The sequence below is a fragment of the Salsuginibacillus halophilus genome (genome assembly GCF_003014715.1).
Taxonomy (GTDB): Bacteria; Bacillota; Bacilli; order Bacillales; family Marinococcaceae; genus Salsuginibacillus; species Salsuginibacillus halophilus.
This window is the reverse complement of record NZ_PYAV01000003.1, coordinates 165,352-188,741: the sequence shown is the minus strand read 5'-3', so window position 1 is coordinate 188,741 and position 23,390 is coordinate 165,352. Positions and strand designations below refer to the sequence as shown.

General features: G+C 43.9%; 20 protein-coding genes. 5 read left to right on the top strand and 15 right to left on the bottom strand.

Annotated features, from left to right (window positions below):
- Positions 1–102: 102 nt before the first annotated feature.
- The 7 genes from B0H94_RS03715 to B0H94_RS03685 form a co-directional block, all read right to left on the bottom strand.
- Entirely contained in the window at positions 103–1,548 is a 1,446-nt protein-coding gene (locus tag B0H94_RS03715) for an aldehyde dehydrogenase family protein (RefSeq protein WP_245893893.1), read from the bottom strand.
- 33 nt (positions 1,549–1,581) lie between these two features.
- Complete coding sequence (locus tag B0H94_RS03710) at positions 1,582–2,619, bottom strand: homoserine dehydrogenase (protein ID WP_106587898.1); 1,038 nt, start codon at positions 2,617–2,619, stop codon at positions 1,582–1,584.
- 16 nt (positions 2,620–2,635) lie between these two features.
- The gene (locus tag B0H94_RS03705; RefSeq protein WP_106587897.1) at positions 2,636–3,856 is read right to left on the bottom strand and encodes a M20 metallopeptidase family protein; all 1,221 of its coding nucleotides are present in this window, start codon (positions 3,854–3,856) and stop codon (positions 2,636–2,638) included.
- A 19-nt stretch (positions 3,857–3,875) separates the two neighbouring features.
- Positions 3,876–5,078, bottom strand: a complete 1,203-nt coding sequence (locus B0H94_RS03700; RefSeq protein WP_106587896.1) for a cystathionine gamma-synthase family protein — start codon at positions 5,076–5,078, stop codon at positions 3,876–3,878.
- 369 nt (positions 5,079–5,447) lie between these two features.
- The gene (gene kapB, locus B0H94_RS03695) at positions 5,448–5,822 is read right to left on the bottom strand and encodes a sporulation phosphorelay system protein KapB (protein WP_106587895.1); all 375 of its coding nucleotides are present in this window, start codon (positions 5,820–5,822) and stop codon (positions 5,448–5,450) included.
- Positions 5,823–5,845: 23 nt separating this feature from the next.
- A complete protein-coding gene (locus tag B0H94_RS03690) occupies positions 5,846–6,100 on the bottom strand; it encodes a hypothetical protein (protein WP_106587894.1) in 255 nt (84 codons plus the stop codon).
- A gap of 18 nt (positions 6,101–6,118) precedes the next feature.
- Positions 6,119–6,526, bottom strand: coding sequence for a hypothetical protein (locus B0H94_RS03685; RefSeq protein ID WP_106587893.1), 408 nt, complete (start codon positions 6,524–6,526; stop codon positions 6,119–6,121).
- Positions 6,527–6,714: 188 nt separating this feature from the next.
- On the opposite strand from B0H94_RS03685, the gene B0H94_RS03680 reads away from it, so the two are divergent.
- Positions 6,715–7,722 carry an FUSC family protein gene (locus B0H94_RS03680; protein WP_106587892.1) on the top strand — a complete coding sequence of 336 codons (1,008 nt, stop codon included), beginning with the start codon at positions 6,715–6,717 and terminating at the stop codon, positions 7,720–7,722.
- Between the two features lie 102 nt (positions 7,723–7,824).
- Here the strand turns inward: B0H94_RS03680 and B0H94_RS03675 are convergent, their stop codons facing one another.
- The 5 genes from B0H94_RS03675 to B0H94_RS03655 all read right to left on the bottom strand — a co-directional run bounded on the left by B0H94_RS03675 (position 7,825) and on the right by B0H94_RS03655 (position 16,271).
- A complete protein-coding gene (locus B0H94_RS03675) occupies positions 7,825–9,309 on the bottom strand; it encodes a glutamate synthase subunit beta (protein WP_106587891.1) in 1,485 nt (494 codons plus the stop codon).
- 47 nt (positions 9,310–9,356) lie between these two features.
- On the bottom strand, positions 9,357–13,949 hold the full coding sequence (gene gltB, locus B0H94_RS03670) for a glutamate synthase large subunit (protein ID WP_106587890.1): 4,593 nt from the start codon (positions 13,947–13,949) through the stop codon (positions 9,357–9,359).
- A 278-nt stretch (positions 13,950–14,227) separates the two neighbouring features.
- Positions 14,228–15,076 carry an alpha/beta hydrolase family protein gene (locus B0H94_RS03665; RefSeq protein ID WP_181315242.1) on the bottom strand — a complete coding sequence of 283 codons (849 nt, stop codon included), beginning with the start codon at positions 15,074–15,076 and terminating at the stop codon, positions 14,228–14,230.
- Complete coding sequence (locus B0H94_RS03660) at positions 15,054–15,845, bottom strand: NRDE family protein (protein ID WP_181315241.1); 792 nt, start codon at positions 15,843–15,845, stop codon at positions 15,054–15,056. The genes B0H94_RS03665 and B0H94_RS03660 overlap by 23 nt, the downstream gene beginning before the upstream one ends.
- A gap of 24 nt (positions 15,846–15,869) precedes the next feature.
- The gene (locus tag B0H94_RS03655) at positions 15,870–16,271 is read right to left on the bottom strand and encodes a DUF2203 domain-containing protein (RefSeq protein ID WP_106587887.1); all 402 of its coding nucleotides are present in this window, start codon (positions 16,269–16,271) and stop codon (positions 15,870–15,872) included.
- A 183-nt stretch (positions 16,272–16,454) separates the two neighbouring features.
- Here B0H94_RS03655 and B0H94_RS03650 point away from each other — a divergent pair, with 183 nt between their 5' ends.
- From B0H94_RS03650 to B0H94_RS03635, 4 genes are all read left to right on the top strand, one after another.
- Positions 16,455–17,528 (top strand): toxic anion resistance protein, encoded by a 1,074-nt coding sequence (locus B0H94_RS03650; protein WP_245893892.1) that lies wholly within the window; start codon positions 16,455–16,457, stop codon positions 17,526–17,528.
- A 25-nt stretch (positions 17,529–17,553) separates the two neighbouring features.
- A complete protein-coding gene (locus B0H94_RS03645) occupies positions 17,554–18,474 on the top strand; it encodes a hypothetical protein (protein ID WP_106587886.1) in 921 nt (306 codons plus the stop codon).
- Between the two features lie 17 nt (positions 18,475–18,491).
- Entirely contained in the window at positions 18,492–19,427 is a 936-nt protein-coding gene (locus B0H94_RS03640) for an MBL fold metallo-hydrolase (RefSeq protein ID WP_106587885.1), read from the top strand.
- 154 nt (positions 19,428–19,581) lie between these two features.
- Positions 19,582–20,559: a DUF2777 family protein gene (locus B0H94_RS03635; protein WP_106587884.1), complete on the top strand. Its 978-nt coding sequence runs from the start codon at positions 19,582–19,584 to the stop codon at positions 20,557–20,559.
- Positions 20,560–21,164: 605 nt separating this feature from the next.
- Here B0H94_RS03635 and B0H94_RS03630 read toward each other — a convergent pair.
- Genes B0H94_RS03630 through B0H94_RS03620 form a run of 3 tightly spaced genes read right to left on the bottom strand, consistent with a single transcriptional unit; the run spans position 21,165 to position 23,356 of the window.
- Positions 21,165–22,646 (bottom strand): PH domain-containing protein, encoded by a 1,482-nt coding sequence (locus tag B0H94_RS03630; protein WP_181315240.1) that lies wholly within the window; start codon positions 22,644–22,646, stop codon positions 21,165–21,167.
- Positions 22,633–23,166: a PH domain-containing protein gene (locus tag B0H94_RS03625; RefSeq protein ID WP_245893891.1), complete on the bottom strand. Its 534-nt coding sequence runs from the start codon at positions 23,164–23,166 to the stop codon at positions 22,633–22,635. Before B0H94_RS03625 ends, B0H94_RS03630 begins: the two co-directional genes overlap by 14 nt.
- Entirely contained in the window at positions 23,147–23,356 is a 210-nt protein-coding gene (locus B0H94_RS03620; RefSeq protein WP_106587882.1) for a hypothetical protein, read from the bottom strand. The genes B0H94_RS03625 and B0H94_RS03620 overlap by 20 nt, the downstream gene beginning before the upstream one ends.
- Positions 23,357–23,390 lie beyond the last annotated feature (34 nt).

Here is a 23,390-nt window from a genome sequence, read left to right as displayed (position 1 = left end):
TTCTTTTGGAAAGGCCTGCACGAGAGATGCACCTCCTATTTAGTTTGGTCGAAGTGATGCTTAACGTCAATAAAAATGCAGGTTGTTGTGAGGTGCTTATGCTTAAGGCTCAAGCTTTAACTTAAAACCGACAACGCGCGGCTCTGTCATATCATTGACAGAAGCCTTTACCCCTTCACGCCCAATGCCTGAACCTTTGACACCACCAAAAGGCATGGCATCCACACGGAAGTCACTACTGTCATTGACCATAACACCGCCAACATATAGCTGGTGCACCATTCGCATTGCACGATTTAGGTCGTTTGTGAAAACGCCTGCCTGCAATCCGTAGTTCACCCCGTTGGCTTTCTTAACTGCTTCACTTTCACTTTTAAATGTGTTTAAAGTAACGACCGGGCCAAATACTTCTTCATTTATAATCGTGCATTCTGGCGGTACATCTGCAAGTATTGTCGGTTCATAAAACGCACCACTGCGTTCGCCGCCAGCTAGTAACTGGGCCCCGGCGTTAACAGCTTCATCTACCCAGCGTTCCACTCGTTTAGCTTCTTCTTCATTAATCAAAGGGCCTACATCGGTTGTTTCCGATTGTTTACTGCCAATTTTTAATTCTTTTACAAGTGGGACAAAACGGGACTCAAACGCATCACGTACAGATTCATCAACATAAATCCGCTGCACTCCGATACAGTTTTGGCCCGCTGCTGCATAACCTCCATCGCAAATCGCTTGAGCTGCTTCATCTAAATCCGCGTCAGAAAATACAAGCGCCGGGCAGTTCGACCCGAGTTCCATCGACAACTTTTTAAGCCCTGCTTTTTTTGCGATTGCTTCACCTGCACCTAATCCTCCGGTAAAGGTAATCATACGGACATCTTCGCTTTCAATAATCGGATCACCTACTTCACGACCGCGCCCGGTGATTACGTTTAAAATATCAGCTTCAAGGCCGGCTTTTTCAAAAGCTTCCGCAAGCATTATTGCGCTTAACGGCGTTTCAGCTGCAGGCTTTAAGATCACTGCATTACCTGCTGCAATGGCTGGTGCAATTTTATGTGCTACAAGGTTTAACGGATCATTAAATGGTGTTATTGCTGCAACAATCCCAAGCGGAAAACGGAAGTAATAGCCATGTCGGTCACCATTGCCAGGCATTTGATCAAAAGAGATCATTTCCCCATTTAAGCGTCGTGCTTCTTCTGCAGCTAGTCGAAGTGTCTCTTCAGCCCGGCGCACTTCACTTTCAGCTTCTGCTTTTGTTTTAACACCTTCAGCACTCATACACGCTGCAAACATTTCGCTTGAATTTTTCAATTCATCTGCAGCCGCGTGTAAGACATCCATCCGCTCTCGCACTGTAAGCTTTGCTGCTTTCTCTTTCCCGCGCCGGGCAGAGGCAAGCGCTTTTTCGGCTTCATCTGCACTTCCTTTTGGCACTGAACCGACTGGCTCTTGTGTCGCAGGATCTATCACTTCAATACGTTGATCCGCATCAATCCATTCTCCTGCAATCAACATTTTCTTTTCTGCATATGACCATACCAAAGCGACGACCACCTTTCCTGTTCAAACTTAGCATTACTGTTGTGTTGTCGTGTGCAATAGATCAATTAATAAGGCAAATCCAGTTTCCGGTATCCCTGCCCCTGCGCCGACAAGTGTAATCGGACCGGATAGATCACAATCGTAAGTGATCGCGTTTTGGGCTCCGCTAATCGAACTAAGTGGATCTGTAAGTGGCAGCTGTTCAGGAGCAACGCTCGCTTTTATACCATTTGATGTCTGTTCAATACGTCCAACAAGCTTCCAGCGGCAGTTGTTACTTAAAGCTTGCTCCATATCTTTTGGTGTAAGGTGTGAGATCCCTTCACGGTAAACATCATCTTTTGTTAATGTTTCACCTAAAACGACATTTGCTAGAATAACAACTTTATAAAGTACATCATAACCTTCTACGTCACTTGTAGGATCAGCTTCAGCATAACCCTTTTCTTGAGCCTCCTGTAATGCTTCATCGTAAGAAAGACCTTCTTCCATCCGTTTAAGCATATAGTTGGTAGTGCCATTTAATATCCCGCGGATCGAATTGATATGATTGCCTTTTAACGTTTCCTGAGGTAAACGCAGCGCAGGTGTACCACTCATTACTGTTCCTTCGTAAGAAAGCTGCACACCGTTTGCTTGAGCTAAAGCCTCTAATTCTTTGACAGCTAAAGCGATTGGACCTTTATTTGTGAGCACAACGTTTTTCTTAGCTTCAAAGGCTGCTTTGCAGTGATCAATTGCCGGCTGACCTGTTTCAATATCAGTGAATGTAATCTCAAGGATTGTATCAGCGCTTGATTTTTGAATGGTGGTTAACGTGTCCCAATCGCGCACGAGCCCGGGTTCGTCAGGATAATTAGTAAGATCACCATGTTCACGAAGCGCAGTCATAACTTTTGTTAAATCTAAACCTTCATCATGATGAAGCGTTCCTTTATATAAGTCAGTAATACTTACAACTTGAAAATCTGTTCCGAATGATTCTTTTAACCAGTCGGCGCGGTCAATTAAAATATCTGCAAGACCTTGACCTACACCACCAAAACCAATAAATGCGAGTTTGTGTGCCAAGACGTATCCACCTCCGTTATGTCGTGCTATTTTGGGTTGTTTCAATAACAGCAGCTGCCGCAAGAATTGCAGCCCCATCTTTCAAAACAGTTTCATCAATGTCAAATTTCGGCATATGCAAACCGTCCTGCTCTCTTCCCTCAAGACCTGCACCGACAAACATCATTGCTGCCGGAAGCTGTGTCGCCACATAAGCAAAATCTTCGCCACCAAGCCCATATGGTTCCTTTAAAATTTGGTAGTCTGAAAACAATGATGTTACTGAGTTTTCTAAAACACTGACTGCCACAGCGTCATTATTTAAAGCTGGTTCACCGTATTCAATCGTTACTTCACTCGATCCACCAAGAGCTTCAGCTGTTTTAAAAGCCTCTTCGATCTTTTCAGCATATACCTCTCGTGTATTTTCGTTATACGTACGAAACGTTCCGCCTAGTTTCACTTCACTAGGTATAACATTTTCAGCACCTTCGCTTTTTATTTCACCAATGCTTAGCACTGCAGGTTCTAATGGCGGCATCTGGCGCGCTTGAATGCCATAGAGCGCCTGCATAACAAATGAAGTCATCCAAGCTGGATCTGTCCCTTCATGCGGATAAGCGCCGTGACCGCCAGTGCCTGTTACTTTTCCTCGAAAAATATTGACATTGGCCATACTTGCTCCTTCGTTCAAACGCACCGATCCACGTGTAAGCGTAGGGTCCATATGAAGCGCGTAAGCTGCATCAACGTTGTGATACACCCCTGAATTGATCATGTAAGCCCCGCCAGTTTTCCCATACTCATCTGTAGTTTCCTCTGCAGGTTGAAACACAAAGTAAATTTTACCGACTAAGTGTCCTTCACTTTTCATTTCATCTAATAGGTGTGCCGCGCCAAGCAACATCGTTGTATGAGCGTCATGTCCGCAGGCGTGCATAACACCTTCATTTTTTGAGGTATAATCGGTTTCATTCTGCTCGTAAATAGGGAGCGCGTCCATATCCGCCCGCAATGCTACACTTTTACCTTCATCATCACCTTCAATAAGTGCTATCACCCCTGTGGTACAGCCGGTTTCTTCGCCGGCCTGTACGTGAACATGGGTTAACTTCTCAAGCTCTTTTTTTACAAAAGCTGCCGTTTCATGTTCCTGAAAGCTTAGTTCGGGATGTTGATGCAGATGACGGCGCCAAGTAATTAAATCATTTTCAAGTTTTTCTGCTGCAGCCACTAGCTCATTGAATAGGCTCGACATCCCTTAACCTCCTTAAATTTTAATTTGACGAATCAATATAAGCTAACGCCTGTTCAAGGTCACGCTTTAAATCTTCTACATTTTCAATTCCGACTGAATAACGTACCAGGCTTTCCGGAATCCCTAAGGCGGCCCGTTCTTCCGGCGTGTTTTCAACGTGGCTCGTCGTTCTTGCCGGACCTACCGTTGTTTCTACTGCTCCAAGGTTTGCAGCTCTGTTGGCAAACTCAAGCTGGGGCATAAACGCTTTAACCCCTTCAATTCCACTTTTCAGCGAGAAACTGAACATACCGCCGTAGCGGCGCATCTGTTTTTTAGCAATTTCATGATTTGGATGATCTTCTAAACTTGGATAAAATACTTGATCAACGGCCGGATGATCAACTAAAAATTCTACAAGCTCTTTCGCTGAAGCGCATTGGCGTTCATTGCGTAAATCGAGCGTTTTCATACCGCGCAGTAGGAAATATGCCGACATTGGATCCATCGTTGCACCATTAATTTCACGATAATGGTAGATTTTTTCAACAAGCTCTTTTGATCCACAAACGACACCACCGAGTGCATCCGCATGACCACCAAGAAACTTTGTTGCGCTATGAATGACAAGATCAGCGCCAAAATCAAGTGGATTTTGATTCAAAGGCGTTGCAAACGTATTATCTACAAATACAAGTGCGCCTACGTCGCTAGCTGCTTTGACCATACGATTAAGATCAGTGATTTTTACTGTTGGGTTTGTCGGTGTTTCTAAGTACAAAATGTCACAGCCTTTTTTAACTTCAGCTTCCATGTCTTCATGATTGCCTGTTTCACAAAGTTGCACATCGATATTAAGCTGCGGGAGAAACTCACTGAAGATTTTATTTGTGCCCCCATACGTATCTTTTGTCGAAACAACGCGCTGACCGGGACGCAAGAATGTGTGAAGTGAATTACTAATTGCAGCCATGCCGGTTGAGAAGCTTGTAGCTGCTTCAGCACCTTCAAGGATCCGCATTTTTTCTTCAAATGATTCCACGGTTGGGTTTGTGTTCCGACCGTAAATATGACCTTCTGCTTTACCTGTTGCTACGTCATACCAGTGATCAAGATCTTCGTACGTAAAAGCAACGCTGTGTACAACCGGAACTTGACTTGCACCGTGAACACGGTAAGGCTTTTCACCAGCCCAAACAGTTTCAGTTGCTTTTGTTGGATCAAATGGTTGTTTCTCTGTCATAAGATCATCTCCTTCTGCATTGTAATCAAATCGAATTCTTCAAAAAAGTGAATAAAAATACGGGCCGTACGCAAACATACACCCGTCTGCTTACTCAAACCCGACATTTTAAATATATGCATCTTCTTAATTTTATACTTCAATCTTAATAAATATCATCACAAGGTTGCAAACATTAAGAAAACAAATTCAGCTTTCATTTTTTCTATATACGATCTGGATTTTTAAAACCTTGCTTCATCAACTGTGGAAGCAGACGGGTAGAAAAATGTTTCACGTCAACCGCTACTTACTGATACCCTTTTATGACAAAAAATAACCAGCAGCAGCTATAAAATTGATAGCTGCTGCTGGAACATATATTATAAACTAATTTGCAAATTTATAATCTCTTTTTAAATCATCGAGTTTTAGTAATGCTTGTTCACTATAAGCATCATTGCGCTGCTTCATTTTTTCATACAACGCTTGAAAAGCATGTTCAAGTGAAGCTTGATAGTCGTCATATAAAAAGTCACTTTCAACGTGCTTAACTGTTGATGTCGGCACCCATACTTTTTCTTTTTCTGCTAACGCTTTACGCTGATGAAAATGCGCAACTTCCGCTTCATAAGGTTGATGCAGATCTCCTTGTTTTGGGTGTTTAATAACTTGCTGAACTTCAAAAAGCGTTTGTTCTCCTTTTTCTTTTATGACATAACCGTGATAAACACCTGTTTTATATTTCGCTTGATAGATCTCCAATTTACTGAACCTCCTTCAAAAAACTAAAAACCTGCAGGTACCGGAAATAAGCGTAAAAACCAAGTCCAAAACATCTCCGCGTATTCCCCAAACTGATCGGCTACACCACTTGGTGCATCACTATCCAAGATCGTTTGAGCAGCTTCTCCGGTAAAGCTTACCATTGCTGTTAAAATAAACATGAGCAACAGTGTAGCGAGAACCCCTCCATAGCCGATCAATAACCGACTGCCCCATATTTTCATGCGTTGCTTCGCGTTGATATTATTGTTTTGCATGATCTACAGCTCCGATGTTTAATTTTCTTGTTCAACAAGCAACCCCTGCTCTGTTAAGCGGTTTAAAACTTCTGCAGCGGAAACACCGTCTGCACCAATACTAAGAACACCTGGAGAAGCTTCAATCGCTTCAAACTGCTCATTAAGAACAGATGTTTCTTCGGCATTTGCAAACCCACTGGTAAGATCTGTTTCTTCAAACTCATCCATGTCTTCTCCATTTTCTTCTTCAGTCACTTCATCTTCTAATGTTTCAAATAAATCTTCATCCGGCACAACTTTTTCAGGCACTTCCGTTTCTGTTTGTCCGACAGTTTTACTCCCTATCAAATTTTGCTGTTGGGGTGAAAAAACCACAGCAAACACCATCCCCCAAACGACAGCAAACATGATCAAAGCTGTAGTGACTCCCAAAACCTGCTTCATGTTTATCTTCCTTCCATCCCGCAACACTTAATTCTCTCTCTCGTATTTTAGCATAATTCCCCTTTATCACGAAGGTTTGACTCTTCTTTGTAAAAAATTTGTTAATACGGTGCGTGAAATTTTTATGCATATTTTTTCTTTTTTTAGCTTACATTACTAAGAAACCGAAAGCTGAGGGAGGCTTCGGCATGCAGGAGCGCAACCGGATAACTCGTATCGTGAAGCTGCCTAAGTTTGGCGGACGGATCGGCAAAACAGGAGCTGCTGTTTTTCTAACTGGTGGCTTATGTTACTTATTAAATATGAACCCTGTTTTTGCAATCATTGCAGCTATTATAACCATTGAACCAACAACTTACGATTCGATTAAAAAGGGGATTGTACGTCTACCGGCTTCGTTGATCGGCGGAGCTGTTGCCATTTTGTTGTTTTTAACGTTTGGTACCCACCCACTCACGTATGCAGCAGCTGCAGTCGGTACCATTTATATTTGCCGCTGGTGGCGGCTTGAAGAAGGTGCTTTAATAGCTACAATTACCGCTGTTGCAATGATTCCTAATTTAAGCGGTGCCTGGGTTTATGATTTTTCAGTTAAAATTGCAGCAACAACGCTTGGCTTAACGGTCTCAACCATCATTAACGCTTCATTTCCTTCAGCTGCTTTTATAGACCTATCCAAAAAGCGCGCGTCTAATGTAGAACAATTGATCGGACGTTTGTTATTCATAACAGAATCTGATCCGGCGCAGGTGATTCAATCCCGACAAGAAGTAGCTGCTATCCGTAAAGACCTCGATGCTGAAAAGAAAGAATGGTTGTTCCACCGCCCTTCTTTTGCGAAAAAACGTAATTATCTTCGTATGCAGCAACGTCTCGAAAGGCTTGAGCGTATGCTTTGTCACATTGAACAGCTGCAACACTGTTACAAAGCTAAATCCCTGCCGCCTTTATTACAAACATATCAACACCAACTCGGCAGACAGTTATTAGCTTTCCAGTATGCAGAAACACAAAGATTTCACAAGCAGGTCGAAGATTTTTTACAAAGCACCTCTGTAAGATTGTCCTCGACAGCTTGTGCTGCTTTTGAACTTCTTAGACTACATGAAATCGTTCATTTGCATGTTAAAGCAAACCAATTAAAACAGAGAAAAGCTGCTCCCAATAAGGAAGCAGCCCGAATTATCGATCGATAAAGTAAAAACGTGATATGCATACAAAACACATTCAAACGACAAACTTAAGAAACTGAACCATTTATCGCAGGTATAAAATAAGTTTTCTGAAATGTGCCTTTGTTATGGCAGGTTTGTCGAACCTTCCAAATAACGATCGCATTCACGTGCAGCCTCACGACCTTCATGAATCGCCCAAACGACGAGGCTTTGACCACGGCGGTTGTCGCCGGCTGCAAATACACCTTCAATGTTTGTTTCGTACTTACCATATTCAGCTTCAACCGTATTACGCTCAGTCGTTTGAATGTTTAAAGCATTAAGCAGCTCTTTTTCTGGACCAGTGAAACCAATGGCTACAAACACCAAGTCTGCTTCCCAAGTTTTTTCTGTACCCGGAATTTCATAACGCTTTTTCACACCATCTTCATAAACGGTATCCACATCAACAGTCACAAGACCTTTCACACGTCCTTGGTCATCTGAAATGAACCGCTTCGTCTGCACTTTATAAGCACGCGGGTCTTTCCCGTACACAGCTTCTGCTTCTTTATGTCCGTCTTCTTGACGATATACAACTGGATATAACGGCCACGGGTTGTTCTCCTGTCGCTCATGTTCGAGCTCCGGATGAATATCAAACTGTGTAATCGAAGCTGCCCCGTGTCGTACGGAAGTGGTGATACAATCCACGCCGGTATCACCACCGCCAATCACAATGACGTTTTTACCTTCAGCACTGATGTATTCTCCGTCGGCATGGCCGGAGTCCAAAAGAGACTTTGTGTTTGCACGGAGAAAATCCATTGCGTAATGAATGCCTGACAACTGATTCTCTTCAGCTGGAACATTGCGGTGGACTTGCGCACCTGTACACAAAATGACGGAATCAAAGTCTTCGTATAATTCTTCAGCAGGATAATTACCACCAATATCTGTGTTCGGCTGAAAAGTAATACCTTCTGCCTCTAACAGCTCAATGCGTCGATTAACAATATGGTTGGCAAGCTTCACATCTGGAATGCCGTAAGTTAACAACCCACCGATCCGGTCATCTTTTTCAAACACGGTTACCCAATGCCCTGCTTTATTTAACTGCGCGGCTGCTGCAAGGCCAGCCGGACCACTACCTACAACAGCAACATGCTTCCCTGTCCGTTTTGCCGGCGGCTCAGGTTGGATCCAGCCCTCACGAAATCCTTTCTCAACAATGTGGTATTCAATTGATTTAATTGTTACCGGATCATCGTTTAATGCAACAGTACATGACCCTTCACATGGCGCCGGGCACACACGGCCAGTAAATTCAGGGAAATTGTTCGTTTTATGAAGGCGCACCAGCGCTTCGTGCCACCGGTTATGATAAATAAGCTCATTCCATTCCGGGATTAAGTTGTATACCGGACAACCAATCTCATCCGAACCTGGAATTGTCGTACCGGTTTGACAAAATGGAACCGCGCAATCCATACACCGGGCACCTTGTTCTTGAAGCTCTCCTTCGGGAACAACAATTTGAAACTCCTGCCAGTTTTTCACACGTGCCAGCGGGTTTTTCTTTGGTGGGTCCTGTCGTTCATATTCCATAAATCCTGTTGTCTTACCCATCTCTACTCCCTCCAAACCTATCTCTGTGACGAAGGGGACGGGGCGGTTTATTTACCGCCCACCCGAGCTTTGTCATTTTTATTTTCATCAAATGCAGCCATAATGGCTTCTTGTTCTGTTACACCTTCTGCTTTGACACGTTCAATCGCTTCGAGCATTCGCTTATAATCTTTTGGAATAACTTTAACAAATGACGATGCCGCTGTTTCGAATCGTTCTAAAATGGAACGGGCAAGCGAACTGTTCGTATAATTGACGTGATTTTCAAGCATTGACTTAACGTAGCTGTAATCTTCACTCGTATCAATCGTTTCAAAAAACACCATCTCCGGATTGCACAAATCTTTGACAGTATGGTCGGGATCAAACAAGTAAGCAACCCCGCCGGACATACCAGCTGCAAAGTTTTTGCCAATACCTCCGAGATTCACGACTGTTCCTCCGGTCATATACTCACAACCGTGGTCGCCCACACCTTCAACAACAACTTGCACACCACTGTTACGAACGCAAAAACGTTCACCAGCCGCCCCTCGGACATACGCTTCACCACGTGTCGCCCCGTAGAAGCTGACATTACCAATCAACACATTTTCCTCCGGTGCAAACGTTGACGCCTCCGGCGGATAAGCAAGCAGTTTTCCTCCAGAAAGCCCTTTACCGAAGTAATCGTTGGCATCCCCTTCAAGCTCAAGTGTCATACCGCGAGGTACAAAAGCACCAAAGCTTTGACCTGCTGAACCGCGGAACCGATAATGAATTGTATTCTCCGGAAGGCCATCAGCTCCGTGACGGGCGGTTAATTCACTCCCTAAAATCGTACCTGTCACCCGGTCGGTATTTGCGATACGAAAATCACCTTCAACCGGTGTTTTATTTTCGAGGGCTGGCTGGGCTTTTGGAATTAACTCTACCGTATCTTTTGCTTCAGCAATACCATGGTCCTGCAATTTACTGCCGAAATGTTTTTCCTGCTCTTTAGCTTTTGGACGATATAATAGCGCAGTTAAGTCGACAGTATTTGCTTTCCAGTTATTCACTTCTGTTTTCTGCTCTAATAAATCTGTACGTCCGACCATATCATCAAGCTTTGTAAAGCCAAGTTCAGCAATAATTTCACGAAGTTCTTCAGCAATAAAATGCATGAAGTTTACGACATATTCCGGACTGCCCATAAACTTTTTACGAAGCTCTGGATTTTGTGTTGCAACACCTACCGGACATGTATCCAAGTGACAGACGCGCATAATAACACAGCCGAGAACAACAAGTGGCGCTGTTGAAAACGCGTACTCCTCAGCACCAAGCAGCGTCGCAACTGCCACGTCGCGCCCGGTCATTAATTTGCCATCTGTTTCAACACGAATCCGATCGCGCAAGTTGTTTAAAACCAGCGTTTGATGCGTCTCGGCAAGACCGAGTTCCCATGGCAGTCCAGCATGCTTAATACTTGTTCGGTTGGCTGCACCCGTGCCCCCATCATAACCGCTGATGACAAGATGATCAGCCCGGCCTTTAGCCACCCCGGCTGCAATTGTGCCGACACCTGTGCCGCTTACAAGTTTTACACTGATCCGTGCATTTGGATTGGCATTTTTTAGATCATGAATTAATTGCGCCAAGTCTTCAATTGAGTAAATATCGTGGTGCGGCGGCGGTGAAATTAAACCGACACCTGCTGTAGTGCCGCGTACTTCTGCAATCCACGGATAAACTTTATTGCCTGGCAGCTGACCACCCTCACCAGGTTTAGCCCCTTGGGCAACTTTAATTTGAATCTCATCAGCATTAACTAAATAATGACTTGAAACGCCGAACCGTCCGGAAGCAACCTGTTTAATCGAACTGCGGCGAAGGTCGCCGTTTTCATCCGGTGTAAACCGCTCCGGGTCCTCTCCACCTTCTCCCGAATTTGACCGGCCGCCAATGCGGTTCATTGCGATGGCTAAGGCTTCGTGAGCTTCTTCGGAGATCGCCCCAAACGACATAGCGCCGGTTCGAAAACGATGAAAAATATCTTCAGCAGGCTCGACATCTTCAAGTGGGACAGATGGCCGGCTGCTATTCATTTCAAGCAAGCCGCGCAGCGTTGTTTGATCTTCGTGCTGCTCGTTAATGGCTGCTGCATATTTTTTGTAAAGTTCATAATCATTTTGCCGTGTCGCATGCTGCAGCATATGAATCGTGTGCGGATTGTATTGGTGAGGTTCACCATTACGGCGCCACTGCAGATCATCACCAGGATCAAGTGTTTCATCTTTACCTTCTTGATCGTTGAACGCACGCTCATGACGAAGCAACACTTCATCAGCCACTTCATTCAAAGTGACCCCTCCGATGCGCGATGGTGTCCATGTAAAGTACCGATCAACAACGTCTTGAGAAATTCCTACTGCCTCAAAAATTTGGGCTCCGCGGTAGCTTTGTATCGTAGAAATCCCGATTTTAGATAGCACTTTCATGATCCCTTTTGTCGCCGAAGAAATATAAGCGCTCACAGCTTCAACGTACGAAAAGTCCTGCATGGTCCCGTCTTGAATCATCGCTTCAGCTGAATCAAACACAAGATATGGGTTGACCGCTTCCGCTCCAAATCCGATTAAACAGGCAAGGTGATGCACTTCCCGCGGCTCTCCGGATTCAACGATGATGCTTACTTTCGTCCGGCAGCCGGCTCGAATTAAATGATGATGCAGCCCACCAGCTGCTAAAAGGGCTGGGATAGGTGCGTTTGCTTCGTCTATATCCCGATCACTTAAGATTAATAAGGTAGCGCCGCGAGATACCGCTTCGTCTGCTTTTTGGAATAATGACTCCAAAGCTGATTCAAGCCCTGCACTTCCTTGTTCACGGTTGAATAACATTGGCAGTGTTTCAGCTTTAAAACCTTTTTGTTTATTCGCACGTAACTTTGCAAGTTCTTCATTATTGATGATCGGCGTTTTTAAATAAATATGGCGTGCACTTTTAGGTGTCGGATGAAGCAGGTTCCCTTCGCGCCCGATCGTCGTACCTACAGCTGTTACAACTTCTTCGCGAATCGCGTCAATTGCTGGGTTTGTAACTTGAGCAAACAGTTGTTTGAAATAGCTGTACAACAACTGTGGCTTTTTTGATAAAACTGCAAGTGGGGAATCATAACCCATAGAACCAACCGGATCCTGCCCTTCGGCAATCATTGGTTTAAGTTGTTTGTTCAATTCTTCAAACGTATAACCGAATGCGAGCTGTCTTTTTGTCAGCTTTTCAAAGTTGGTGTTATATACATCCGGTGTTTCCATAACGTCATCAAGCTCGCACAAATGCTCTTCAACCCAATCGGCATACGGTTCTTTTCTTGCAATGGAAGATTTCAATTCATCATCCGGAACAATTCTGCCTTCTTCTAAATCGATCAAAAGCATATGACCTGGGTGCAGGCGGTCTTTATAAAGCACGTTCTCCGGCTCAATATCAACGACCCCTACTTCTGAAGACATGACAATTTTATCGTCTTTTGTGACGTAATAACGAGCCGGGCGTAAGCCATTACGGTCAAGACATGCCCCAATTTGACGACCGTCTGTGAAAGCAATTGCAGTTGGTCCGTCCCATGGCTCCATTAAAGTACTATGGTACTGATAAAACGCCTTCTTTTCCTCAGACATATTTGGGTTGTTCTGCCAAGGCTCCGGTACCATCATCATAGCTGTGTGCGGCATTGAGCGCCCTGCAAGCGTTAAAAATTCAAAGGTATTATCAAACATGGAAGAGTCACTGCCGCTGCCGTCAATCACCGGGTGAATTTTATTTAAGTCCCGGCCAAATGCAGTCGACTCAAATAATGCCTCCCGGGCATGCATCCAGTTCACATTCCCTTTTAACGTATTAATTTCACCATTATGAATCATATATCTGTTTGGATGAGCACGCTCCCAGCTTGGGAATGTGTTCGTGCTGAAACGCGAATGAACGAGTGCAACCGCTGTCTCAAACTTCTCATCTTGTAGATCTGTATAGAACGAGCGCACCTGCTCTGTCGTTAACATCCCTTTATAAACAATTGTTCTTGTTGATAAACTCGCAAAATAAAAACGATCATTGGTAGGCACAATACTTGTAGCTTCATGCTCAACACGCTTACGAATCACGTAAAGTTTACGCTCAGCCTCTTCACGACTAAGCGAGGCATCGGTTTCAATAAAAACCTGCCTGATGCGCGGCATTGTTGTAAGTGCTGCGCTGCCAAGCATCGTGTCATCTACCGGCACCTCACGCCAGCCGAGCAATGTTTGTTCTTCTTCTGCGATGATTTTTTCAGCAAGACGCTCCGAAGTTTCTCGAACATCATCATCCTGTGATAAAAAGAGCATGCCAACGCCGTAACGGCCGGCTTCAGGAAGCGAAAAGCCGCTCTCTTCGACTTTAGCTGCAAAAAAATTGTGCGGGATCTGCATTAAAATCCCTGCGCCATCTCCTGTATTCGGCTCGTCACCTTGACCGCCGCGGTGTTCTAAATTGCATAAAATCTGTAACGCCTCTTCTACAATTGTATGGGAGGGTCTGCCTTGAATGTCAGCGAGAAAGCCAATTCCGCAATTGTCTTTTTCAAACTGAGCATCATACAGACCTTGCTTGTTTTGATAATTTGTATCAGTCATCTCCCTCTCCACCTCTCTTTTGAACGGCCGCTTTTCGAGCGGTCAGTCCTTGCACATTTTTCTAATATACAAGAATATATCATTTTTCTGAAACTTCGGCAAATTGAAATTTGTCACCCATCTTTTTGTAAGCGCTTTCTTTGCGGTGATTTCACTAAATTTTAAAATTTTAAAGCAAAATATCAATTTGAATAACAATTAATGCATTTGCATAAAAATTCAACCGACGGTAATCACCTGCCGGTTGAAAGCTTATATCTCTTTACATATACTTCTCATTAATAACCCTCTGCTTCATTGATCCAGTCCGTAATACTCGTAACAACCTTATTCATCTCCGCTGTACGACCTTGAAAAGGATGTTGGGTTTCAAACGTATGACCGGCGCGGGGGATAAATGCTATATCTACATGCGCCAGGTTTTCACGCTTTAACTTCTCTACACGTTCCACAAAGTACGCCTGGTCCAGCTCTCCTTGTATGATGAATACTGAAGTTTGAAGCCGACGTAGCCTGTCCATTAAAGATATTCCTGTTTCAAGTGTTAATACATCTTCTAATACTGGACGATGAAGCGGCATATCGCTTTTGGTGCGTCCATTATAAACGCTTGAAGCTCCGGTTGCTTGAAGCTCTTCATATAAGGTTTCAGGTAAAAAGCGGTAATTAAGGACACTATTCAATAAAATCAGTCCTTGAACCTTTAAATCCTCGTACATCGATTGAAACAAAAGTGCACTTGCCCCACCCCGGCTGTGGCCTGCAAGATATATACGGTTTGTATCAATCTTGTCTGCTTCAGGAATTTCTTTGTTTTGTACAGCTTCTATCATATGTTTTATATCCAAAACCTCATGATGAAATGTGTTTGCAGCGAACTTATGAAGCTCATCGTAAACATCGTGATGCCCACTTATGCCATTTCCTGAAAAATTAAAAGTTACAACAGAGAAACCTAATTCCGCAAGGTCTTCAGCAATATAAGGAAACATGCCCCAATCTTTAAAACCTTTAAATCCATACGCTAAAATCATTAACGGCACTGTGTTCTCTTGAGTTTCAGGTAAAAAAAGTGTGGCATGAAGCTTATAGCCTTCGGTTGTCTCAACTATGAAATTTTCGGCCAACCTCTTCACCTCCGTTTACCACGTCGAACTTTTCATGATGGGTCTGCCACGCACGATCACGCGTTTTTTCATAAACATCTACCGCACCTGAGTAATGAACATAAATTAACGTCTGCGACCGTGTTCCGTAGGTTTCACCATCAATGAAGGCAGGTGAAAGGAAGCGTTCAAAAGACAAACCGACCCCGGTATCAGGCAGCTCTCGATCATGAGGTTTCATTTCATCAGATAAAAAGTGAAACAGTGTACCTGGCTTGGGTACATCTCCTTGTGGAACAAATGCCTGCGCAAAAGCTGAGCGTAGCTGCTCTGTTTTGGGCCAGGGGGTATTTAACGCTGCGTTGCTTAAAACATGAATCCCTGGTTCAACAGGCTGAACATCTGCTGAATCTGTCGAAGTATAATATAATTCATCTTTTGAACCTACCAATAAATTAAATGGATGATACTTCCCTGCTTGATGTGCCGCCTCTGCTGCTGCTGCATGTGGAGAAGCTGATTTAAGCGCCTCACTGACTAACGTTCCTCGTGAGTAGCTCCCGCCTGTATGTTCACCTTTACGAATGTTTGTAACTGCACTAATTATGCCAGTGTTCGTCACGCCAAGCCAGGTGCCTTTACTTACTTCATCACGACCTGCAAAGATGTAAGGCAGTTCCGGCCACCAATGCATTCGTGATGCGGGCCGGCTATAATACTCGTCCCGGTTTGCTGCAATGACAAGCGGGTACTCTTTATGCACACGGTAAGCTATACCAATTAAACACACAAAACATCCATCCTTTATTAACGATCAATCATCTTCTTCACAGTTTTCCAACAATTCACGTAAATGTTTGCGCCCATGATAACCTTCGTTTAAACCGTGTACATAAGAAACGTATTCTTCCCCTTGGTGCCAGCATAACAACATCGGCTTGCCATAAATCATGACAGGAAAGTCAACAATTCCTTGCGCAATACTCTTCACTAAAATACCTTCGCTCTCTAAATGTTTGACAACCATACGAGCTTCAAGGTCAATAAAATCAAGTGAAGCTTCAAGAATGAAGCGATCTCCTTCTTCTATTGTTTCATCAAGCAAAAGGTGTTTACTTTCAAACTCCCTTTCTAATGTTTGCAGTCGGGCTATAGCCGCTTTTACTTCCGGCAGGCAAGCATTAGCTTCCCGAACGGTAAAATATTTATGAAACATGATGCCGCCTCCTTTGTTTAGAGCGGTGAAACGCTGCTTCTTTCTTTATCGTATATGATTCACGCTCGAATGAAAAGCAGAAAGCGCCCCTTAGACGGCAAATCGTACAAGAAGCGACGCTGATTGCGGTTCATGATATAATAAATACATGAAGATTCAACGGTTTAAGAAGGAGGATTACGAGTGAGTGAGCTTGATAAGCAAGCAGAACAAGAAGCGATGAAGGTTGACACAAACATCCCCGAAGACGTTAAAGAAGCATCTAAGTCTGAAGCAGCTTCATACTTTTCGAAATTACACGAAGAAGGCGGTACAAATAAGCTTCTCGACCAACTCGGCGGACTCGGTGAACTTGAACAAGAACAAGCCGGTGAATCACTGGAAGCTTTAAAACGTCCGGTTCGCGATATGATGAATCAAAATGACAATGAACTGCCTGATAAATTGTACGAACTAAAGCAAGTTGTTAGTGAGCTTGAACCTAACCATCTGCAGGAAAGCGGTTGGAAAAAAACAATGAACAAACTGCTTAGACGCAGCCCAATGGAACAATACGCAAAAAAATACGAAACAGTTGAAGCGCAAGTAGAAAACATTATTGAAACGCTCCTCGCAGGACGGGACAAGCTGCAAGAAGATAATGTGATGCTCGATCAGTTAAAAACAACTGCGATTGACAGGATTCAGGAGCTTGAACAACAAATTGAAACCGGAAAAGAATTAAACGAAATGCTTGAAGCTGAACAACAAAAAGAAGAGTGGAAAGATAATCCTGCTCCTTTGCAAAAGGCCCAGCAAAAAGTCATCACCCGCATTAAAAATATGGCTCAAGCTGTCATGGTTCTACAACAGTCACTTGCATCAGTAGATATTATTAAAGAAAATAACGAAAAACTTGAAGAAGCGATCTTTAATGCCATTACGATGACGAAAAACATCATTACGGTTACAGCTTCTATTCAAATGGCCTTAGGCAACCAGCGAAACGTAATTTCAGCTGTGCAGCACGTGAATGAAACGACAGAACAAATGATTTTATCAAACGCTGAAACATTAAAATCTAATACTGAAGAAACATTAAAAACGCTTGAGGAACCTGCGGTGGCGATTGAGACGTTTCGTAAAGCTTATGAGGACGTTAAAGCTGCAATCGAAATGACCGAATCATCAAATGAGCGCATTATCCAATCCGGGAAATCCTTTATTGCTGAACTTGATGAACTGAATCAAGAAATCCGGCGGGAACGCTTAGAATAGTTGTAAGCTAAAGAAGGTGAGATCTATGAAGTCGTGGATTCAGCACGGTTGGCTGCAGCCGTTTTTACCAGATCATTTAAAGCCGGTAGATGATCACATTTTCACCGACCGGCATGGTACTCGTTTAATTGAAGATGTCGAGCACGCCCTTGAGCAGGCAGTAGAACATGCTTCTACTAAACCAACTGGACGTCAATATTATACATTTAAACGAAATCGTCAAACAATGCGCTTTAAATTAAAAGTAAACAAAAAACGAATGAAACTTACCGCTTATGAAACCCAGCATGCTGAAGCAGCTGTAACAAAACGTATTGTGATCGATTACACCCGTAAATACTACGAACCAAAAAACCAGTCGAAGCGTTTAAAAGAAGCGTCCATTCATTACATTAAAAACGGCCGCACTTACGCCCGCAGTATTCAACATTCCGAGCGGTTCACGACCGTGTTTTTATTGATTGAACAGCTGGATGAAATGCTGCTTGGGACACTTTCACCTGAAACAAGAAAGGCTGGAACACCGACGCAGACCCCGGCTGCTGAAACTGAACAACCATTAAAACGAAGTCATGAACTTGATGAAAAGCTATATGCTTGTGAACGGATTGTCAAAACCTATAATGAACGCATCCCTGCACCTGTCAGTGAGCGATTGCGGCGTTTTTTAAAGGCAGCTTCCGATTTAAGCCCATTATACGAACAACTTGATGTTGAAGAACGTTACAACCTCCGCCGCATGCTTGATAAAGATATACCCGAGTTGCTCTCAACATTTAATGAGTTAACCGAGCAAACGCAGCAGGAAGAAACTGAAAACTTATATGCAGCCCTGGTGCAAATGGAACTCACTGTGCAACGAATGCAGGAGCGTATGAAAACGGATTATGCAGAGCGGTGGGAACAGCTGATGAAACTAAACGAACTCCGCTACCGTAAACCTTAATTTAGGAGTGAGTTTTCATGGAAACGAACGTTTATGAGCTTGATAAACAAACACATCTAATTGACGGATTTGATATGAAAGTCCCCGGCCGAACCGGCACCTACGTATTAAGTGGAGGAGATTTAACGTTAATTGAGACCGGCCCAAGTCTATCTATACCTTATGTAAAACAAGGGCTTGAAGAAATAGGTTATCAATTAGAAGATATTCGTTATATCATATTAACCCATGTCCACTTGGATCATGCAGGTGGCGCCGGACTATTATTACAAGACTGCCCTAACGCTGTTGTACTCGCCCACGACAAAGCCATTAAACACCTGAACGATCCAAGTCGTTTAACTGCCGGGGCCCGCGCAGTTTATAGAGATTGGTTTGAAGAGTTGTTTGCTCCTGTTATTCCAATTCCTGAGCAACGCTTGCAACCTGTCAAAGATATGGAATCTTTAGAACTGGGCGGGCGCAAACTGACTTTTTACAACAGCCCTGGGCACGCTTATCACCACATTAGTATTTATGACAATTTAACAAATGGAATTTTCACAGGAGACACAGCCGGCATCCGCTACCCTGCACTTGAACATTACGGCGTAGAACTATACCTGCCCTCAACTTCGCCTAACCAATTTGACGAAGAGGCAATGCGTACAAGTATGAAGCGGCTGTTCTCTTTAAAACCGAGCACAGTATTTTTTGGCCATTTCGGCGAATCACGTGAACCTGAAGAAGTTTTCGCCGCTGTTAATGATCGTTTAAGCCGGTTTGTTGCCTTCGCTGAAGAAACAGCAAAAAACGGAGGAACCAACGAACACCTCGCTGCAACCCTTGAAAATGACCTGCAAAAATCACAGGCATTGCAGACAGTCCCAGATGATCATCCGATTCGAAAAATCATCCGGCTTGATCTTGATATTTCTGCTATGGGGTTAATGCACCGGCTCCGTCAGGATTGATGCTTGCAGAATCCCCTTTTTTTTCAGTATAATCAATGCTGAACGATGAGATATTGACAGTTTGGCGTTCACCGACTTTTTATGTACAGGCGTCGAACGATTACAGCTCGATGCAGACAACTATGGATATCGATCAAGTGGAGGTTTCAAAATTATGGACCGGAAACAAGCATTAGAACATCAAGGTGGTTACGTCATCGCAGACACCGGCGGAGCTGCCCGTTATATAGGGAAACTTTTAGAAGTAGAGACTCCGCCGCGAAAGACTTGGCAGGGACGGGTGGAAATTCTAGGCGTTCATTCGCTGCACGATATCGTTTCGCTGCAAGAGCTTACGTATCAAGGTAAAGATGAAGTGACCCTTTCCGGTGCGAAGATCTCGCCGGCTGACGAACAATCAATCGATGCAAACCGTTCTTTTCAAAATAGCTTTTATGATGCCCTGGGCGATTACCGCGTTTTAATTGCCTCTGAACTTGAAAACACTGAAGCGCGCCTACAACAAATTGACCACGAACTTTATCCTGGTCAACCTGCAAAGCAAGCAAAAACAGAAACAGATGAAGCATATGTTTACTATCAACTCGGCACGCTACATCAAAAGCCAGCCTTAATTGATAACGACAGCGGTGAACCTATGGACCTTGAGGGCTGCCCTTTTGAACTTGAGGTTTTGCAAAATGATAACGAGTGGCTCCGGGTATACCATCAATCCGGCTACAAGTTCCAAGCCGAAGATGGTTCACTTGTTGAACCAGCAAAAGGTGACACCTTGCGTATTCACCGCCGTCATTTTGACCCTTATCAAATTTTATTAAACGAACTTGAAGTTCCTGCACGTCAGACGTTAAGTAATGCTTTAGGTTCGTTTGGATTCACTGAAGAAGACTTAACAACATGCCATAACCAATTGCTGCACCAACTGCTTGCCTCTAGTAATGAAGATCGTTTCTCCGGTGTTAACTTTTTAATGTATCAAAAACAAGGAACGACGTTACTTGTTCAACATCAATATGAGCGTGAATTGAAAAACACAGAAGACGATATTGTATTTGATCGATTTGAGTGCACAACCGATAAAAATAAACGCTCAATTGTCACGTATACAAATCAATTTGCCGCAGGAAAATAAAAGCCTTTTTTGTTCATAATAAAAAACCTCCGCTAGTCAAAGCGGAGGTTTTAGACTATCGACCAACTTTCTAGAAAGCGGGGGCTGACGTCGCTTTTCGGCGGACGCTTGCCCCAGCCACGACCTCAACTCCCTCGGCAGAAAGTCACTGCCTGCGGGATTTTTGGCTCGCGCTGTTCCTGGTGGCGTCGCCGCCGATGCTTGTCAGCCTTACGTCATTTGATGGTCATGAATGGTAGCAATCTTTTCGATCGAGCAATCGAGCAATAGTTATATGAATCAGTTTCATCATGATGCTTCATGAACGATCAAGTGAACCATACACAAAAGACAAATGTAACAGTGACCGAAACGAAAGACGGCGACTCCCGGAGGATTAAGCGCAGGCTGAAGATCCACTTGTTCGATTAGCAATTAAATCGAACAAGTTAGCTGAAGCCAAGCCCTCGGGAAAGCGTCCGTCTGGCGTGAAGGTTACGTTTATGGTTCGGTTTTTTATTCTCTTATGCGGCAGCCCGCGGCTCGGAGCAGTAAGCTGTCCGTGAATCTTAGGTTTTGTACTTTGTCGACAGTCTGAAGCCTCCGCTACTCAAAGCGGAGGTTTTTTAGTGTAGATATAAATCGTTATCATGCTGTAGCCGGTTATGATAAGAGTACCATGCTAAAAGGTGTGAAGCTTCACCTTCGTCCAAATCCCTAACGGAAAAAGCTCGACCGCTTGTCGTGTTCTGCACAGAGACAGTATACGTGTTAAGCTTCATCTGCCGCTGTAAAAGTGACTGACTTGCTGTTGCATCCTGTACTTTATGTCGAGGTATAATAACGAGCGAAAGCTGCAGCACCCGGCGTTGTAAAAAGACGTAATGATTCGTCGATGCTGAACCACTATCCTTAAACTGACGCCAACCTAACAACGCAAACAACCCGCTTAATCCAAGCAGCCAAAACGATGCTGGGGTGAAATAAGCAAGCAGCCCGAGAATTAGAAGGGGCAGAACTGTCATACGAATGAGAAAGCGCGGCAACGCTCGTTGTGGAAGCGCCGTTTGTTCATGCTCAAACTGAAATTGTGGTAATAGCCGCTCTAAATGAGCTACAACAGTGGCGCGCTTTGCCATCGGCAAGAGCACCGTCGACTGTTGCTCGTCTTCTGAACCCCCACCAGCGCTTTCTACATAAACCGTACAAAAACCAAATAATTGTCGTACCGGGTTTTGCACAATGCGCACAGCCGTAATTCGGTGTTCTTTTAAGGTTAACTGTCGGCGCTCAAGCAAGCCGCGTTGCAGAAGAATCTCATCGGCACGCTTTTCTGCACTAAAACGGCCATATTTCACAGCTGTCATGGCTATTGATATGATCCATGCCGCAAGAAATACAAACACAGCTATACCTGCTAAAAATAAAATACTTGAGGTTATAATAACGCCGATCGCTTGATCGAACAATGTTTCCCGCCAAGCCATCGGTATCAATTGTTCCACTTGAGAAAGCAAAGCAAGTAAAGCTGAAAAAACGATTCCAATACTGCTTGATGTGGCAGCCATTAACATTAACCAGCCCACAGGGAGGTGCCAACGGAAACTCGGAAGTTCTTCATCTGTACGCGCCTGAAGGTTTTCTTCCTCCAAATTTTCTTCATCACCGCTGTTTATCCCCTCTTTTAACAACAACCGGCGGATCCGCTCAGCTTCATCCTTTTGCAGAGCTACAATCTCAACTTCAGGCGCCTGCCCGCCGCCTGCCGTTTCAACTTTCACTTTTACCAAGCCGAACATCCGCTGGAGTACCCCAGCAGTCCGGTCAAAACTTTGAATCCGTTCGCGCCTTATGTATCGGTGCTTTTTAATAAAATAACCCTGCTGGACTTCAAGCTCCTGTTCACGTGCATCGTAACGATAAACAAACCACTGCCAAACGCTCGTTACAAGGATAAATACAAAGAAAGCGCCAAAAATCCAGAGCGCATAATTATTAAAACCACCTGTGAAAAAGAAAACAATGACAAGTGGTAACAATAACTCACGGATACGGCTTAAAAACAAAATGAGCATCGCTGCCGGATGCATGCGTCTACCTTGGTTCATTCGTATCGTCATCCTCTGCAGTTTCTGCTAAATTTGAAATCCGGTCGCGAATACCTGCGGCTACTTCTTCTGTTAAAGCAGGAATTTGATGAATTGTAGCTGCTGTTGAAATCGTGACGGCTGATAATTTATAGCGCCTGTAGATCGGTCCCTGCTCAGTGTCTACGTGCTGGACCCGCGACATTGGAATTAATGTGCGGCGAACAATTATCACTCCATACTGCAAGTCAACTTCTTCCTCTAAAATTTCGTAACGCCACCGTCGCCACCTCACTGCAGGAATAATAAAAGTTAAACTTACCGCCCAAAGAACCCAGGCGGCGCTAAGCACATACATAAGCCACAGTGGATACTGAAAAGCATTCATTAAAAAGTAATAACCAACAGGTACAGCTAAAAAGAACAAACTCTCAAGTCCGCCTTTAAAGCGCCAAACCGGCAGCGCTTTTTTTGATATGCGTTCTTTCGGTGCTGCCCGCATGGCGCCGCCGGTATGATCATTATTCATCATCGTCGACATAAATGATATCCACCTCATAAGCTTCAAGCAGCTTTAATACTTCAGCGTTTAATGTTTCGTCACGCAAAAGGCCAAGTGGTTTTGCAAGCTCAAGTTCTCCAAGCTCTCCGGTTTTTGCTTCTTTAATCAATTCTAAAACTTCTTCTAGTCCACTACTTTCTAGAGCTTCAATTATTTCTTGTTCAGTCATGAATAATTCCTCCTTTAGATCATTTATTTTAATT